Raw genomic sequence first — 15,277 nt, forward strand, 5'->3', positions numbered from 1 at the left:
CACATCTGTGGCTCTACCGGCCAGGACCCACTCCTGTCGGCAACCCACGCTTACATGCGGAGGGGCCCCAGCCAAGACCTCCATACCGTCTACTCGGGAACGGAGCTGACGGTGAACGGCTCGACGGGCTCTCCCTCACGCTTGTCGAACTGACTGTTGACCACCAGCAGTCGATCGTTCACTGCTGCAACGGTTGTCGGGTAGGCGAACGATGCGTCGGTGATCTCACCGGTGACCGCGCCGGTTCTGCCGTCGTCATCGAGGTCGACCTTGGCGATGAGCCCGTCACGATTGCGGACGACGTACAAGGTGTCGTCGTCCATTTCGAGGCCGTCGCCGTTGGTCAGGGTCGCGCCGCCGAGGTCCACCTGCGTGACCTCTTTCGAGGTCTTGTCGATTCGATAGAGGTTGCCGGTACTGGACTGCACGACGATCAACGCCGATTCGTCGTCGTTCTCGACGATGCCGTTCGCGTTGAAGCCCTCCCCGTACGCGAACGGAGTGCCGTCGAAGCTCACGAACGTCTCCAACGGAGCGTCCTGCGTTCCGGCCGTCATCTGCTCGACGGGAATGCGGTACAACGCCGGGCTGCGTGAGTCCGTGATGTAGGCGTCACCGTTGTCGGCAATGGCGACGTCGTTGAGGAATGTCGCATCGGTGCCGAGACCGTTGGTGAACGTTCCGATCAGATCACCGGAATCGGCGTCGTACACCCACACCTTGCCGGTGGCCCCACCGGCGATCACCAAGTAGTCGGCGCGATCGTCGTCGTCGGTCACGTCGATTCCGGCAGCCGCGGTGCGTCCGTCCGCGCCGCCGGGCAGGAACACCGAGACGTCCGGGGAGCCGACGGTTCCGCGGAACACCGCGCCATCGGATGTGGACGTCACATAGAACGTGTCGTCCGCGGCCGTGATGCCCTCGGGGAACACTCCACTGCCGGGCAGGTTGTAGACCGTCGCCGAGCTCGAACTCGGTGATGTCGACGCCGGCGCGGACGAATTGCTCGTCGTGGCCGGTGCTGGGTCGGGCGAGTCCGACGACCCGCAGGCACTCAGAAACAGTGTGGCGACGGCAACAGCAGGGGCTACTCGGGAGACTCGGTTCACACCGTCGAGTGTTCCATATGTCTCAATCTCCGAGCATTTCGCCTGGTGAGCAGATTTTGGGCCCATCAGTTTCGTACTGTCGTAGTCATGAGTGCCTCCTCCTCCCTTGCCGCAGCCGACAGCGACCTCGGAGGGATCGCCGGATGGGCAGTGAGTCTGATGGAGGCCATCGGTGGCCCCGGCGCAGGAATTGCGGTGGCCGCCGAGAACTTCTTCCCGCCGCTGCCGAGCGAGATCATCCTGCCGCTGGCGGGGTTCACCGCATCCCAGGGCGGGATGACTCTGCTGAGTGCGCTGTTCTGGACGACGGCCGGATCGGTACTCGGCGCACTGGTTCTGTACTGGCTCGGCGTCAAACTCGGACGCGACCGGATGTACGCCATCGTCGATCGGATGCCGTTCGTCGGAACCGACGATCTGACCAAGGCCGAGGATTGGTTCGCCCGCCACGGACGGTCGGCGGTGTTCTTCGGCCGCATGATCCCGATGGTCCGTTCGGGCATATCCATCCCGGCCGGCGTGTCCCGGATGCCGGTTCTGCAATTCCTGCTGTACACCACCCTCGGCAGCCTGATCTGGAACTCGATCTTCGTGCTTGCCGGCTACTTCCTCGGCGAGAACTGGCACTACGTGGAGAACTACGCGTCGGTGTTCCAGTACGTCGTCATCGGGATCGTGGTCGCACTGATCGGCTGGTTCGTGGTCAAGAAGGTGCGGTCCCGTCGTGTCGAGGTGCAGTGACTGCTCACAGATCGTCGATGTCGATGAACCCGTCCTGCAGCGCACGCACCAGCAACGTCGCTTTGGTCGGCGCCGTTCGTCCCACTGCCGTGTACTTCGCTCTGATGCGAGTCAGGTGTGTGTTGACGGTTCCCATCGAGAGATAGAGCGAGCGCGACGCCTCCGCTTTGGAATCCGAGATGAGCCATGCGGTGAGAACCTCGATTTCACGAGCGCTGAGCCGTGGGTCGGGGGCATCGCCGATGCGGATGTCGAGCACTGTCATGAAGATCCTCGTTTTCGGGCGTCACCGCTGTCCCGGTGGCGCTGACACGGCCAATGACACAGCACTCGCTCCGCTGCGTCACTCCGAGGAATGACCGAGGTTGCTCTCACCCGAGAGTGAACACTGTCACCTGCGCCGTCACAGTGGGCCTCACCTCGGTAAAGTCCGCCACTATGACCGAGCTCGACGCGACCGCCGCCCACTTCGTCGAGGCGGGTGTCACACTGTTGGTCACCCATCCGCAGAAGATTCTCGAACGCGGATTACGTATCGAAGACGTCGTTCACGAGGCCGACTCGTCGACGGCAACGTTCTTCCGCAAGTTCAGCACCAAATCCGACTTTCTCGCCACGGTCGTCGAACATTTGTCTCGAACTCCTCCACCCACCGACGTTCACGAGACTGTTCGCACCCAGATGACGGACAGCGGTGCGTCGATTCGCGCGACGGTGACTGCGCTCGTTGCGCGTTACTTCCCGGCGATCGTCGACCGGAGGAGCATCACCGAGTCTCTTCTCGATCTTGTTTTCAGCGGGCCGACTTCCGGGGCCCTCGCCGGAAGCTACCGCGTTCGAGACGATGCCGTACTCGAGGCATTCGAGGCACTGTTCGATCCCGACGGTGGAGCCTTTCGCCGTCCCTTCACGGCCCGATCGTTCGCCATGACAGTCAATGCTGTCGTCGACGGTTTTCGCATCCGCAGTCAGGTGGACGCCTCCTCCGTATCTCCCGATGTGATGTCCGACGCGGTGCTGGCTTTCCTCGGGACCGTCGTCGACACGTCCGGACATCATCAGCACCTCGACGACGTCGTGCGGGATGTCGGAACACCGGTCGAGGAGCGGCCGCTTCCTCGCGATCCGCGTGCCGCGATCGTCACCGCGGCGCGCGACGAGTTCGGTAAGCGTGGGTACTTCATGACGCGTATGGACGACGTCGCCGATATCGCCGGAGTGCCGAGGGCAGCATGCAAGACTCTGTTTCCGACCAAGCCGTCCGTCATCGTTGCGGCACTGCAGAGCCGGGTCGATCGTCTCCGTGAGTCGGTGGCCGACGACCAACTGCTCGGCCTCGACGAGCTCACGATTCTGCAGAATCACATGCTGCGGTGCGCGCAACTCGCCTCCGAAGAACTCGAATTCATGGACGCTCTCCTCGTCGCCGTCGCCCACGACACTTACGGCGAGCCGGAGGGACTGATCTCGATCAAGGAGAAGCTCAACCTGCCGGCGATCATCGCACCGGTCATCGCGCGAGGGCAGGACACCGGCATCTTCCGAAAGAGCTCGAGCCCAGTCGATCTCGCGGCAGGCATTACCAACACTCTGCTGATGCGGTGTTTCACCCGACGACAGAACAGCCCGCAGGACAACGCGACGTTCGTCGGTGAACTCCTCCTCGACGGACTCAGTGCGCGCTGAGCATCGACCGCGTGCCATCGGGTCCCGCTGGATTTCTCCGGCGAACCGGTCGGGTGCAGTGAGGATCTCGTCTGCCTGCCACACCCACCTCGATTAGCAAAACGAATGGTATGAATATTGCGCGACGTTCGTCGCAATGGTGACGAACGGAGCGAGGGCGATGGACGAGGACACGCAGCCCACCGAACGCAACCATTCTGCGCTGCTGACCACACTCGTCCTGACGTCGATCGTGGCACTCGGCGTGGTCGCAGCGGGATTGACCGCTCCAGCCGAAGAGCCTGAATTGACTTCCCTACCAACAACATCGGCGACTCCCGTTCCGGAGCCCCCGCAACCTGAGTACGTGGTGGTCACCCCGGAAGTCGACGCGTCGGCGAGCATCCCGGGGTGCGATACCGTCGAGCCTCCGAGCGAATCCTCGTACTTCGGCATCGCCACGATGGCCGACGAGTCGTACGACAATCCAGCCGCCCCCTGGTACGACGGACCCAGAGCTCACCTCATGTCCGAGGCGTTGATGGCAGCGCTTCCCGCCGAGATCTCATCGACAAGGTCCTTGTACTTCGGCCCGATACCCGCGTCGGACGAATCTCAGGATTTCGTCCTCGACTCGGCGCATGCATCCGCCCCACTGGCTGCGGGTGGCGGGTCCGACTATCTCAGTGTTTCTGTCGGCCCGGCAGACTCGGCCGAACCACCACCGTGTGTGGCAGGACAAGTGGACGAGCGACGGAGTCTTTCGGACGGAACGGTGCTGGACGCCGACGACACGTGGCGCGAAACCAACGGTCAGCGGTCCTACTCCCGGACGGCCACCGCGTACACCCCGGACAACACTGTCGTGTCTGCCTCCGTCTCGGGCGGGAACGACCCGGACACGTTGACACTGACGCTCGACGACCTGGTCCGAATAGCCACCGATCCTGCGCTCAGAATCACTGCTCCCGTCCCTGCGGGAACACCGGGCAATGTCACCGACTGCTACGGCGGCTGGGACGACTCACCGACGGCGTCGTTCTCTCGCGACGAGACTCGAACGCTCAACGACGCCTTACGCCGAGCCGACGTGGCAGCTCTGGCACCGACTCCACCCCTCGGCGCACTGCACACCAGTGACTTCGGTTCCGGGCTCTGTCAGACGGTGAACAGCACTGCCGGGCAACTCACGATCAGCGTTACTCGGGCCACGTCTGATATCGAATCCGATTCGACGACAACGGAGGAACCCCAGCTTCTGTCACCGAACGAGTACGGGACAGGGTCCTCGGTCTCCGTCGTCACGCCGTCAGGGCTCGAGATCGCGGTGTCGACGGACCGACCGACGGCGGATCCAGCATTGCTCGAGAATCTGGCGAACACACCAGGATTGGACCTTCCATGACGCGATGGAACGAGACGACGAAATTGGTCGTTGCGGCGGTCGTCACGACGCTGTCGGTCGGTGCTGCGGTAGTCGTTGTGGCACAGGACCGATCGACGACCATCAAGAAGATCACGGACTCCTCGGACGACGCGCCGGGGTTGGCGTGGGCCGTCGACGCGGCGGACATGGGGCTCGAGGGAGCTACCTTCGCCTCTCCGCGTACCGGTTCCATGTATGCGTGGGGTCTCGGCTCGATAGTGATCGGCGGTACAGCTCTCACACTGGCCGTGGTGTCCTCGGAATCCGGCAACGACGAGGCAGTCATGGTCGGAATCGACACCACGGACGGCACAGTTCTGTGGAAGACCCCGGCCCCGGACCTAGCGGCGTGCGCCGACGAGCCGCTCGACGGACAGCTCGTCTGCCACCAGCCCACCTGGGGCGAGACTCCCGGCTACGTCACCTTCGATCCGGCCACCGGCGAATCGCGAAACTACCCTACTGATCTCGATCTTTTCGCCGTCACCGTCGCAAACGATCGCGTGTACACGACATCGGGCGACCTCGAGGGTAACGATGTTCTACTGCACCGCGGAACGCTGGAGAATCCGAGCGCAGAGTGGACGGTTCCGCTGCACGCGTGGGCCGGTTGGGAAGACGACTACGCCACCGCACTGAAGGTCGATGACGACATCGGAACCTTCGACGTCGGGGGCGGTTTCTCCACGTTCGACGCCGCGACCGGCCGACAACTCTGGAAGACGGACAGCCTCGAGGATTGCCTCGGAGCCGTGAGACGCACCGCAGGCGACCTGGCCATTGCATCGGTGCAAGATTGCGAAGGTACGGGTTCGGAATCGAAAGGGTCGGTCGCCTTCCGACTGGACGGCACGGTCCTCGCACGGTCGGACAGTCCTGTCGTACAACAGCCTTCACTGGACGAGCCCACCGACACGTCGATCCCGATCGTTCTCGGCGATACGGCCTTCGATCGCACCACAGGTGAGCAACTGTGGCGCGACGACGCCTTGTCGTACGACTTCCCCGGAGACGAACTCAACGAGCCCCGCACGTACGCCACTCTGAAGTACGTGATCGGCCATGTCGGGTTGCTGCAGGCATCCAACGGCACCACAGCGCTCGATCTGCGAGACGGCGAGCATCTGTGGCAGGCCGGGCTGACCGGCAGCATCATCGGGCGCGACGGTGATCTGATGTTGACCTCGGCCGGCACGGATCTGTCCGCGGTCGACGTGACCACCGGTGAGACCGAGTGGACTGCGTCGACGTCGATGATGTTTCCCGATGACGAATCGATGAGCTTCGAGATGCTGGTCGACGCCGCCGAGGGCAGCTATCTGGTGCAGTCGGGCACCAAACTGGCGATGCTGCAACCACTCCCCTGAATCAGTCCTTCGGAACGCGGTACCGGCCACCTTTGACGACGAACACCACGTATCCCAGAATGGCCAGCACGTACAGCGCCGTCGGTACCGCGAGAACCCAGACGCTGACGGAGTCGCCTGTGGTCGCGCCCGCAACGCCGGTGATCCAGGCGAAGAGCAATGCCGTTGCCGCGCCGATCCACTCGAGGTCCTCGGCCATCTTCCGGTTCAGCTCCGGTCGATTCTCGGCGGCAGTCCAGTACTCGTGCATCTTTCGACTCGGCAGATTCACCATGGACGCCGGAACCTTGGGCAACCACCAACCGATACTCGCGAACAACCCGATCATCGCGAATCCGATGCCGCCCATCGTGAGCAGGAAGGACAGCTTCGACTCCATGCGATCGACCTGACCGGACGCGTCGAAGTGCGCGGGAACTCGATCCCCCGCGGTGACGGCGACCCAGATCAGAGCAACGATGAACACCAGAGTTGACAGCAGCAGGGCCGCACGCGAAAGCTTCATCGAAGTCCACATTAGTGCCTCCAGCATCGGTGTGGTGCCGTGGCTCCGGGGCTTCCGCTCCCGTGTCACGGAAGGCACTTGTCCGCACCACTGCCGGAGGCACCGATGCCCAACAACGAGTTCGGGGACTTCCAGACCCCTATCGAGTTGGCACGTGCGTTGGTCAGCACCCTGCCTCGAACGGCGTGGACCCGCGTCCTCGAACCCACGTGCGGTGTCGGGAACTTCCTGTCGGCCATCGGGGAGCGTCATCCCGATGCAGAACGTGTCGGAATCGAGGTGCAACCCGAGTACGCCGCGGCCGCATCGGCATTCGGCCGAGTGATCACCGCCTCGATTTTCGATTTCGACCTTGCACGCGACATCGCATGGACATCTGCGACCGGCCCGACTCTCGTCGTCGGCAACCCACCATGGGTGACCAATTCTCAGCTCTCGGTTCTGGGCTCGAGCAACAGACCGGCTCGCGCGAACACCGAGAACGCGCGCGGAATAGATGCGATCACCGGAAGCTCCAATTTCGACATCGCAGAATTCATTTGGATCAAGCTCCTCGCCGAGTTCAGCGATAGACCGGTGACCATCGCGATGATCTGCAAGACCCAGGTTGCTAGAAACGTGCTGTTGCACTGCGCTCGGCAGCAGCTTCCGGTGACCGGTTCGAGTCTACGAATGATCGATGCGAAGAAGTGGTTCGACGCAGGGGTCGACGCCTGCTGGTTCACCGTGGAACTCGGGCCGGGTAAGACCGACTACACCGCGGCGACCTATCCGAGCATCGTTGCGTCACAACCGGACAACAGAATCGGGGTCATCGACGGCCAACTCGTCGCGAACGTCGATGCGTACCAGCGCAGCAAGCAGTTCGATGGCATCAGTTCACTGATGTGGCGGCAGGGCATCAAACACGACGCGTCTGCCGTCATGGAACTGACCGAGAACGACGGTCCACGAACCAAACTCGGAGCTTCGGTGGACGTCGAGAGCGAGTTCCTGTTTCCACTGTTCAAGTGCACCGATGTCTACCGCGGTAAGCTCACCGAAGTATCGCGGTGGATGATCGTTCCGCAGTCGCATACCGGTGACGACACCGCGCAGTTGGCGGACAGCGCGCCGAAGCTGTGGAAGTACCTGACCGACAACGCGGGTGCTCTCGATGGCCGAAAGTCGTCGATCTACCGCAACAGGGCGCGCTTCTGCATCTTCGGAGTGGGGCCGTACACGTTTGCGCCCTACAAGATCGCGATCTCCGGATTCCACAAGGTTCCGCAGTTCAGAATGATCGGCCCCTACGACGGCAGACCTGCGGTGTTCGACGATGCCACCTATCTCCTTCCGTTCGAGGACCCAGCGGCATGCGCGGTCGCCCATGCGCTGTTGACCGGCCAGGAGGCCACGGATCTCATTGCTGCACTGGCTTTTTGGGACAGCAAACGACCGGTGACGAAGAAGCTGTTGCAACGCATCGACCTGAGCGCCATCGCACGTGCAACCGACCGGCGCGCCCTGCGGGACCGGGCGCGAGCCGTGCACCAGGACAGCAGCTCGATCGATCAGGCGATCGACAACTTCACAGATCCGACTTGATCGTTTCGGCAAATCGGTCGAGGAATGCGTCGTTGCGTTTGTAGTGCACCCAGGGACCGATCTTGGTGCTTGTCACCAGCTGCGCGCGTTGCAGCACGGCCATGTACTGCGAGGCGGTGGATTGAGACACGCCCGCCCTCGACTGAATGTGCTTGAGGCACACTCCCACATCTTCGGCCGGCTCGAGCTGCGGCGGAAAATCGCTCGGGTCCTTGAGCCACTGCATGATCGCCAATCTCGCGGGGTTGCTCAGCGCACCGAACACTGCTGCGAGCTCCGCGGGGTCCAGTTCGTCAGCCACCCTCGAAGCTTACTCCGATATCGCGATATCCCGATATGTGGTCTACTTGAGGCATCGCAATATCGCGATATCGAGATTGGAGTAGGTCATGTCACGCGTAGCAGTAGTAGTGGGAGCCAACGGAGTGATCGGCGGCAACTTGGTCGATCACCTGCAACGGACGGGCGAGTGGGACATCGTCGGGCTGTCACGCCGAGGTGGTACGGACGCCGGACGCGTCCGGCACATCGCGGTGGATCTGCTCGACGCCGACGAGACCCACCGTCGACTGGCGGAGCTGACCGACGTCACACACATCTTCTACGCCGCTTACCAGGAGAGACCGAGCTGGGCCGAACTCGTCGCCCCCAATCTCGCGATGCTCGTCAACGTGGTCACGGCCGTCGAGGAGAGCTCACCGGACCTCGAGCACGTGAGCCTGATGCAGGGCTACAAGGTGTACGGCGCGCACCTGGGCCCTTTCAAAACCCCGGCGCGAGAATCGGATCCGCCGCACATGCCGCCCGAGTTCAACGTCGATCAGCAGCAGTTTCTCGAGGCGCGGCAACTCGGTAAGCGGTGGACGTGGTCGGCGATCCGGCCGTCGGTGGTGTGCGGTGTTGCGCTGGGCAACCCGATGAATCTGGCCACCGTCATCGCCGTGTACGCCACCATGTGCAAGAAACTGGGCGTCCCCATGCGGTTTCCGGGCAAGCCCGGTGCCTTCGACGCACTGCTCGAGATGACAGATGCATCGTTGCTCGCCGAGGCGACAGTATGGGCGGCCACCACGCCGAGCTGCGCCAACCAGGCGTTCAACATCACCAACGGCGATCTGTTTCGCTGGAGCGACATGTGGCCGCGTATCGCGGGTCTTTTCGACCTCGATACCGCAACTCCCCTACCGATGTCCTTGGCAGATGTCATGGCAGACAAGGAACCGCTGTGGAATTCGATCGTCGCCGAGAACGGGCTGCGGAAGATTCCGTATTCCGACGTATCGTCCTGGGCCTTCGGCGATTTCGTGTTCGCGTGGGACTACGACGTCCTTGCCGACGGTTCCAAAGCGCGTCGACTGGGTTTTCACCGTTTCGTCGACACCGAGGCGATGTTCGCCGCGATAGTCGCCGAGCTACGCCGCCAGCGAATCATTCCCTGAGGGGAGCCACCCTGTGTACCACCCGAGTGGGCCGGATAGTTTGAATCGGCACGAACGCCGATCGAGACCTACGGGAGAACAATGCATCCGTTCGACACAGCAGTCGCGCTCGAGACCGTCGGCGACGGCACGTATCGCGGCAGGACATCAGCGCCGTACAACAACATGGTCGGCCCGTTCGGTGGCATCACTGCTGCGACGTTCATCCGAGCCATCGAACGGCATCCGGAATGCCTCGGATCGCCGGTCTCGCTGACGGTCAACTTCGCCGGTCCGGTGGCCGAGGGCGAATTCGAGATCTCGGCGCGCGCCGTGCGAACCAACCGGAGCAATCAGCACTGGTACCTCGAACTCGTCCAGGACGGTGCCGTCGCCACCACGGCCACGGCGGTGTTCGGAACCAGGCGCGAGACGTGGGACAACACCGAGGCCGTGGCACCGGCCGTCCCCTCCCCCGCCGAGACGCCCCGCGGCAACTTTCCCGACGCGATCGCCTGGGCACAGAACTACGAGATGCGTTTCGTTGCAGGCGCTCTGAACGACCAGGAATCACCGGACTCGACCGAGACACTGTGGATCCGCGACACGCCACCACGCCCGGTGGACTTCGCTGCGCTCACCTCGCTCAGCGATGTTTTCTACCCCAGGATCTTTCAGCGCCTCGGTCGCTACGTGCCGGCCGGCACCATCTCGCTGACGACCCACTACTTCGCGACGCCCGAAGATCTCGAGCAGCACTCCGACGGATACGTCCTCGGTACCGCACGAGCTCGCCGCTTCCATCAGGGCTATTTCGATCAGACGGCCGAACTGTGGACCGAAGGTGGAACGTTGCTGGCCACGAGCCACCAGGTGGTGTACTACAAGGTCTGACCCACTCCGACCGACTGTTCCAGCACGCGCCGCACTGCTCCGCGGGCACCGCTGTCCTGAAGCGAGCGCTTGGCCCTTTGGTACGCCCCGCGTAGCCGCGGACTCGTCGCCAGATCACCGAACACGGCTGGGTTCGCCAGGAAAGCGCCGGGGTTGTCGTGATCCTCCCACGACAAACGCTGCAGGTGTTCGGCGTTCGCGTCGACCATCGGGATGTCCCCACGCTCGTGGACTCCGCACCACGCGGCGAGCACCAGCGCTCCGTGGTCGACCGATCGGTCCTGTGCCAGCCGGTCGCGGATCACCGGCAGCACGAACTTCGGGATGCGGGCGGACGCGTCGACGATCTGACGTTCGAGCGTGTCTCGCACCGCATGGCTCGAAAAACGTTGCAGCAGTTGTTCGATGTAGGTGTCGATGTCGATTCCGTCGACCGGGTCGAGCGTCGGGGCAGCCTCGGTTCGCATGTACGACGCCACGAACTCGTACAGGTCGGGACTTCCCATCACCTCGTGCACGTGGGTGTAGCCGGCGAGGATACCGAGATAGCTCAGTGCTTGGTGAGATCCGTTGAGCAGCCGCAGTTTCATGTGTTCGTACGGTGCGACGTCGGCGACGAGTTGCACTCCGACCTCGCCGAAGGGCGGTCGGCCGAACGAGAAGGTGTCTTCGACCACCCACTGCGAGAACGATTCCGACCGCACCGGCCAGCCGTCGTCGATTCCGAAGTCGCAGCGCACGTCGTCGATGACTGCGGTCGTCGTAGCAGGGGTGATGCGGTCGACCATCGAGTTGGGAAACGCGACCGATGCGTCGATCCAGTCTGCCAGGTCGGCGTCGTGCCGACGGGCGAAGGACGTCAATGCAGTTCGGGTCACCGACCCGTTGTGGACGATGTTGTCGCACGACATCACGGTGAACGGTGGAATTCCGTGGTACCGGCGGGTGGCGAGCGCAACGGTCAGGAAGCCGAAGACACTCGAAGGTACCGAGAGGTCCCGGAGGTCGTCGAGCACTGCAGGATCGCTGGGCTCGAATGCACCGGTGATGTCGTCCACGCCGTAGCCCGCCTCGGTGATCGTCAGTGACACGATCATCGTGGCGGGTGAGCTGAGCACATCGAGTACCCCCTGGGGATCCTCGGGCGCGAAGACGAAATCCGCGACCGAACCGACGACCCGGGCGTCGCGTCGACCGTCCGGATCCACCGTGACCAGGGTGTAGAGGTGGTCCTGCGAGTCGAGGACGTCACCGATCTTCCTGTCTCCCGGCAACACTCCCACTCCACACAGTGCCCAGTCGAGATGGCCGGCCGCGAGAAGCCGATCGAAGTACACCGCCTGATGAGCGCGATGAAAAGCACCGACTCCGAAATGCACCACACCGCAGTGCAGTTCGTCCAAGTCGTAGTCCGGCTTCGCGACGGTCGCGGGCAGGTGTTCCAACGTCGCGCGGCGAAGCTCGGTCATGACAGGTCCTCGGGGTCGGACGAACGTGGTGAGCGGTGGCGCTCCCGGGCATGGTCTGCCACCAGGAGCACCACCGCAGCTGAAGGGGGTTACACGTCAGGGATCAGCAGGACGACTTGTAGACGTACTGCGCGCCCTCGCCGTCGATGTTCTCGGCGGTGATGACATGGAAGCCGGTCGAGATGTCGGCGGTGACCGGCTCGTCGTTGATGGCGGCCATGGCCTGCGCGACACCGTCGGTGCCGATGGTGTCGGGCTGCTGCGCTATCAGCGCCTGCACTGTTCCCTCACGAAGCTGCTTGACCTGGGCGGGGCCTGCGTCGAACCCGACGATCTTGACCTGATCCTGCTTGCCTGCCTGCCGGACGCCCGTAGCCGTGCCCTCGGCCGCGAACGTGTTCGCGGCGAAAATTCCGACGATATCGGGGTCCTTCGCCAGAGCGGCCGAGACCAGACGAGCAGCCTCGGCCGGGTCGTTGTGGCTGTACTGGACTCCGAGGTAGTCGAATGCCGAGTTGGCCCCGACGGCTTCCTCGAAGCCGGCCACCCGGGCGTCGGCGGTGGAGATCCCGGGATCGGTGGAGATGACGAGCACCTTGCCTCCGGATGGGTTGAGCTGCTCGATGGCGCTGAACGCTTCTGCCCCACCTCCCTTGTTGTCGGACGAGATCGAGGAGACCGCGATGGACGGGTCTTCCAGGGTGGTGTCGACGAGTACGACCTTGATACCTGCTCTGGAGGCTGCCTCGAGTGGTGCCTGCATGGCGGCCACGTCGGTGGGCGCGATGAGGATTGCCGACGGCCGCGATGCGACAACCGAATCCACGATCGGCTTCTGCAGGGTGGGATCGAACTTGACCGGGCCCTGAGTGTCGACTGTGACGCCTGCGTCCTTTGCCGCAGCTTCGATTCCGCACTGCATACTGATGTAGAACTCGTCGCCACTGACGCCCTGAATGAAGGCGATGTTGTTGCTGCCGCCACCGCTTCCGGAGTCGGACGAACAACCCGCCAGGAACATGGCGGAGACCGAAGCGACACTCAGTGCAACGACGGCGGTGCGTGATGTGATCATGGTCGACTTTCTTGTAAGGGATTTGAGTAAAGGGAGTTTCGAGGCTGGCCGGAACTAGGGACTTCGAGACCAGAGTTTCTTGAGGGAGCTGGGCGATTGACCTCGGCTCGCTGCGTCACGTCGGCGCTGATCGAAGTAGACCGCTGCGATGAGGACAGCACCGACGGCGACCTGCTGCCAGAAGGGCTGGACTCCGACGATGACGAAGCCGTTCTGCAGCACGGCAGGGATGAACAGTCCCACGACGGTGCCGAACATGGTTCCGATGCCGCCGAAGAGGCTGGTTCCGCCGATGACCACTGCCGCAATGACATTGAGGTTGGTCTGCGACTGTCCGGCGATGGCGGTGGTGCCGTACTGCGACAAGGACAGAATGCCGGCCAGTCCAGCGAGAGTGCCGGAGAGTGCGTAGACCTTGACCAGGTGCATGTCCACCTTGATGCCGACGCGCCGAGCAGACTGTTCCTTGGAGCCGACGGCAAAGGTGTAGAGGCCGAACTTGGTGCGATGCAGCACGATTCCGAAGATCACCACGAGCACCAGCGCGATGCTCGAGATCAGTGGAATGGTGGTGGCCGGGAAGTTTCCGTAGCCGATGGTATCGACCAGAACCGGTGGTACGTCGCGGATGTCGACGCCGCCGGTGATGACCTGCGAGAGCCCGAGAGCTCCGCCCAGGGTCCCGAGAGTCACGATCAGCGGAGGCACGTTGGCCTTACCGATCAGGAAACCGTTCAGCAATCCCCAGCAGAGGCCACACCCCAGTGCCACCACGATTCCGACGGCGGCAACTCCCCACCCGTCGCCGCCGATCGCGGCCATGGTCTTGGCCGAGACGACGCCGGAGAAGACGAGAACGGAGCCGACCGAGAGATCGATGCCACTGGTGACGATGACGAACGTCATGCCGATCCCGAGGACGGCCAGGATGGAAACGTTCTGGATGATCTGGCGGATGTTGCCCCACTCAGGGAAGCTGCCGGGCGCCATGATCGAGAACACGAGGCAGATCGCGGCCAATACGAGCACGATCTGGAACACCTGAACCCGGGCCAACTTACCGAGCGCTTCGACGAGATCGAAGGAGTGGCGAGACGGTGTGTCGCCGGGTGGCATCGGCTCGAGAGAAGGGCTGATGGTCTGGTTGGTCATCGTGTGGCTCCGGTGGTTGCGCCGGTCATCGCGCCGACGAGTTCTTCCATGGTCGTGTTCTTGGCGTCGAGAGTGGCGACGCGTTTGCCCATCCGCAGTACCTGAATGCGGTCGGCGACCTCGATCACGTGCGGCATCGAGTGACTGATGAACACCACGGCCACTCCCCTGTCCGCCACGCGGCGAATGGTGTCGAGAACGTTTCGGGTCTGCACGACGCCGAGCGCCGCGGTCGGTTCGTCCAGGAAGACAACACCTTTGGCCCAGGCGACCGCACGGGCGATCGCAATGGCCTGCTGCTGGCCACCCGACATGGCTCCGACGGGAACGGTGAGGCTGCGCACAGTGGCTCCGAGTTCGTTCAACGCGTCCTGCGACTGCTTGCGCATCGTGGACACATCGAGAAACCCTAGGTGCCCCAGTAGCCCTTTCGCCTGCAGTTCCCGGCCGAGGAACATGTTCTGCTGCGCATTCAGGTGGGGCGCGAGAGCCAGATCCTGGAACACCGTCTCGATGCCGAGTTCCGCTGCCACGGTGGGACTGTCGAGATCGACCGCAGTGCCGTCGAACAGGATCTCACCGGTGTCGACCGCGAGACTGCCCGAGAGCGCCTTGACCAACGTCGACTTGCCTGCACCGTTGTCGCCGATGAGGGCGACGACCTCGCCGGGGTAGATGTCGAAATCGGCGTCGTCGAGGGCGCGCACGTTTCCGAAGCTCCTCGACAATCCCCTCGCCTCGAGGATCGGTGTCGCCACAGGTGCAACGCTGGCCATGGATACTCCTTGGTCGAATCGAAAACCGTCGGGTGCGGGATGAACACCCCCACCGGTGCCTGTGCAGCACGGTCGGAGATCGTGATCTGCGAG

15 protein-coding genes are annotated in these 15,277 nt (G+C 63.2%); 7 read left to right on the plus strand and 8 right to left on the minus strand.

Annotation, left to right across the window (positions count from 1 at the left end):
* Positions 1-89: 89 nt before the first annotated feature.
* The gene (locus A2J02_RS03675) at positions 90-1,109 is read right to left on the minus strand and encodes an SMP-30/gluconolactonase/LRE family protein (protein ID WP_068046951.1); all 1,020 of its coding nucleotides are present in this window, start codon (positions 1,107-1,109) and stop codon (positions 90-92) included.
* A gap of 87 nt (positions 1,110-1,196) precedes the next feature.
* Here A2J02_RS03675 and A2J02_RS03680 point away from each other — a divergent pair, with 87 nt between their 5' ends.
* Positions 1,197-1,850, plus strand: a complete 654-nt coding sequence (locus tag A2J02_RS03680; protein WP_068046954.1) for a DedA family protein — start codon at positions 1,197-1,199, stop codon at positions 1,848-1,850.
* Between the two features lie 4 nt (positions 1,851-1,854).
* Here A2J02_RS03680 and A2J02_RS03685 read toward each other — a convergent pair whose 3' ends face one another.
* Positions 1,855-2,115: a LuxR C-terminal-related transcriptional regulator gene (locus tag A2J02_RS03685; protein ID WP_068046957.1), complete on the minus strand. Its 261-nt coding sequence runs from the start codon at positions 2,113-2,115 to the stop codon at positions 1,855-1,857.
* Between the two features lie 173 nt (positions 2,116-2,288).
* Between A2J02_RS03685 and A2J02_RS03690 the strand changes: the two genes are divergently transcribed.
* From A2J02_RS03690 to A2J02_RS03700, 3 genes are all read left to right on the plus strand, one after another.
* Positions 2,289-3,536 (plus strand): TetR family transcriptional regulator C-terminal domain-containing protein, encoded by a 1,248-nt coding sequence (locus A2J02_RS03690; RefSeq protein ID WP_068046960.1) that lies wholly within the window; start codon positions 2,289-2,291, stop codon positions 3,534-3,536.
* A 160-nt stretch (positions 3,537-3,696) separates the two neighbouring features.
* Complete coding sequence (locus A2J02_RS03695) at positions 3,697-4,920, plus strand: hypothetical protein (RefSeq protein WP_156516066.1); 1,224 nt, start codon at positions 3,697-3,699, stop codon at positions 4,918-4,920.
* The gene (locus A2J02_RS03700; protein WP_068046966.1) at positions 4,917-6,308 is read left to right on the plus strand and encodes an outer membrane protein assembly factor BamB family protein; all 1,392 of its coding nucleotides are present in this window, start codon (positions 4,917-4,919) and stop codon (positions 6,306-6,308) included. The genes A2J02_RS03695 and A2J02_RS03700 overlap by 4 nt, the downstream gene beginning before the upstream one ends.
* 1 nt (position 6,309) lies before the next feature.
* Here A2J02_RS03700 and A2J02_RS03705 read toward each other — a convergent pair whose 3' ends face one another.
* Entirely contained in the window at positions 6,310-6,813 is a 504-nt protein-coding gene (locus A2J02_RS03705) for a DUF1648 domain-containing protein (protein ID WP_231893676.1), read from the minus strand.
* A gap of 78 nt (positions 6,814-6,891) precedes the next feature.
* On the opposite strand from A2J02_RS03705, the gene A2J02_RS03710 reads away from it, so the two are divergent.
* The gene (locus tag A2J02_RS03710; RefSeq protein WP_231893675.1) at positions 6,892-8,400 is read left to right on the plus strand and encodes an SAM-dependent methyltransferase; all 1,509 of its coding nucleotides are present in this window, start codon (positions 6,892-6,894) and stop codon (positions 8,398-8,400) included.
* Here A2J02_RS03710 and A2J02_RS03715 read toward each other — a convergent pair.
* Positions 8,384-8,701 (minus strand): ArsR/SmtB family transcription factor, encoded by a 318-nt coding sequence (locus tag A2J02_RS03715; RefSeq protein ID WP_068046973.1) that lies wholly within the window; start codon positions 8,699-8,701, stop codon positions 8,384-8,386. The two genes, A2J02_RS03710 and A2J02_RS03715, sit on opposite strands and share 17 nt — an antisense overlap.
* Positions 8,702-8,789: 88 nt before the next feature.
* On the opposite strand from A2J02_RS03715, the gene A2J02_RS03720 reads away from it, so the two are divergent.
* Together A2J02_RS03720 and A2J02_RS03725 are read left to right on the plus strand one after the other, a co-directional pair.
* Positions 8,790-9,839 carry an SDR family oxidoreductase gene (locus tag A2J02_RS03720; RefSeq protein WP_068046976.1) on the plus strand — a complete coding sequence of 350 codons (1,050 nt, stop codon included), beginning with the start codon at positions 8,790-8,792 and terminating at the stop codon, positions 9,837-9,839.
* A gap of 81 nt (positions 9,840-9,920) precedes the next feature.
* Positions 9,921-10,712 (plus strand): acyl-CoA thioesterase, encoded by a 792-nt coding sequence (locus A2J02_RS03725; protein WP_068046979.1) that lies wholly within the window; start codon positions 9,921-9,923, stop codon positions 10,710-10,712.
* On the opposite strand, the gene A2J02_RS03730 is transcribed toward A2J02_RS03725, so the two are convergent.
* The 4 genes from A2J02_RS03730 to A2J02_RS03745 form a co-directional block, all read right to left on the minus strand.
* Positions 10,700-12,181: a mannitol dehydrogenase family protein gene (locus tag A2J02_RS03730; protein ID WP_068046983.1), complete on the minus strand. Its 1,482-nt coding sequence runs from the start codon at positions 12,179-12,181 to the stop codon at positions 10,700-10,702. The two genes, A2J02_RS03725 and A2J02_RS03730, sit on opposite strands and share 13 nt — an antisense overlap.
* Before the next feature lie 103 nt (positions 12,182-12,284).
* Positions 12,285-13,256, minus strand: coding sequence for an ABC transporter substrate-binding protein (locus A2J02_RS03735; RefSeq protein WP_068046985.1), 972 nt, complete (start codon positions 13,254-13,256; stop codon positions 12,285-12,287).
* 54 nt (positions 13,257-13,310) lie between these two features.
* Positions 13,311-14,408 carry an ABC transporter permease gene (locus A2J02_RS03740; protein WP_082898561.1) on the minus strand — a complete coding sequence of 366 codons (1,098 nt, stop codon included), beginning with the start codon at positions 14,406-14,408 and terminating at the stop codon, positions 13,311-13,313.
* The gene (locus A2J02_RS03745; RefSeq protein ID WP_068046988.1) at positions 14,405-15,184 is read right to left on the minus strand and encodes an ATP-binding cassette domain-containing protein; all 780 of its coding nucleotides are present in this window, start codon (positions 15,182-15,184) and stop codon (positions 14,405-14,407) included. The genes A2J02_RS03740 and A2J02_RS03745 overlap by 4 nt, the downstream gene beginning before the upstream one ends.
* Between the last annotated feature and the right edge of the window lie 93 nt (positions 15,185-15,277).

The organism is Rhodococcus sp. EPR-147 (genome assembly GCF_001647185.1).
In the GTDB taxonomy this organism is placed as follows: Bacteria; Actinomycetota; Actinomycetes; order Mycobacteriales; family Mycobacteriaceae; genus Rhodococcoides.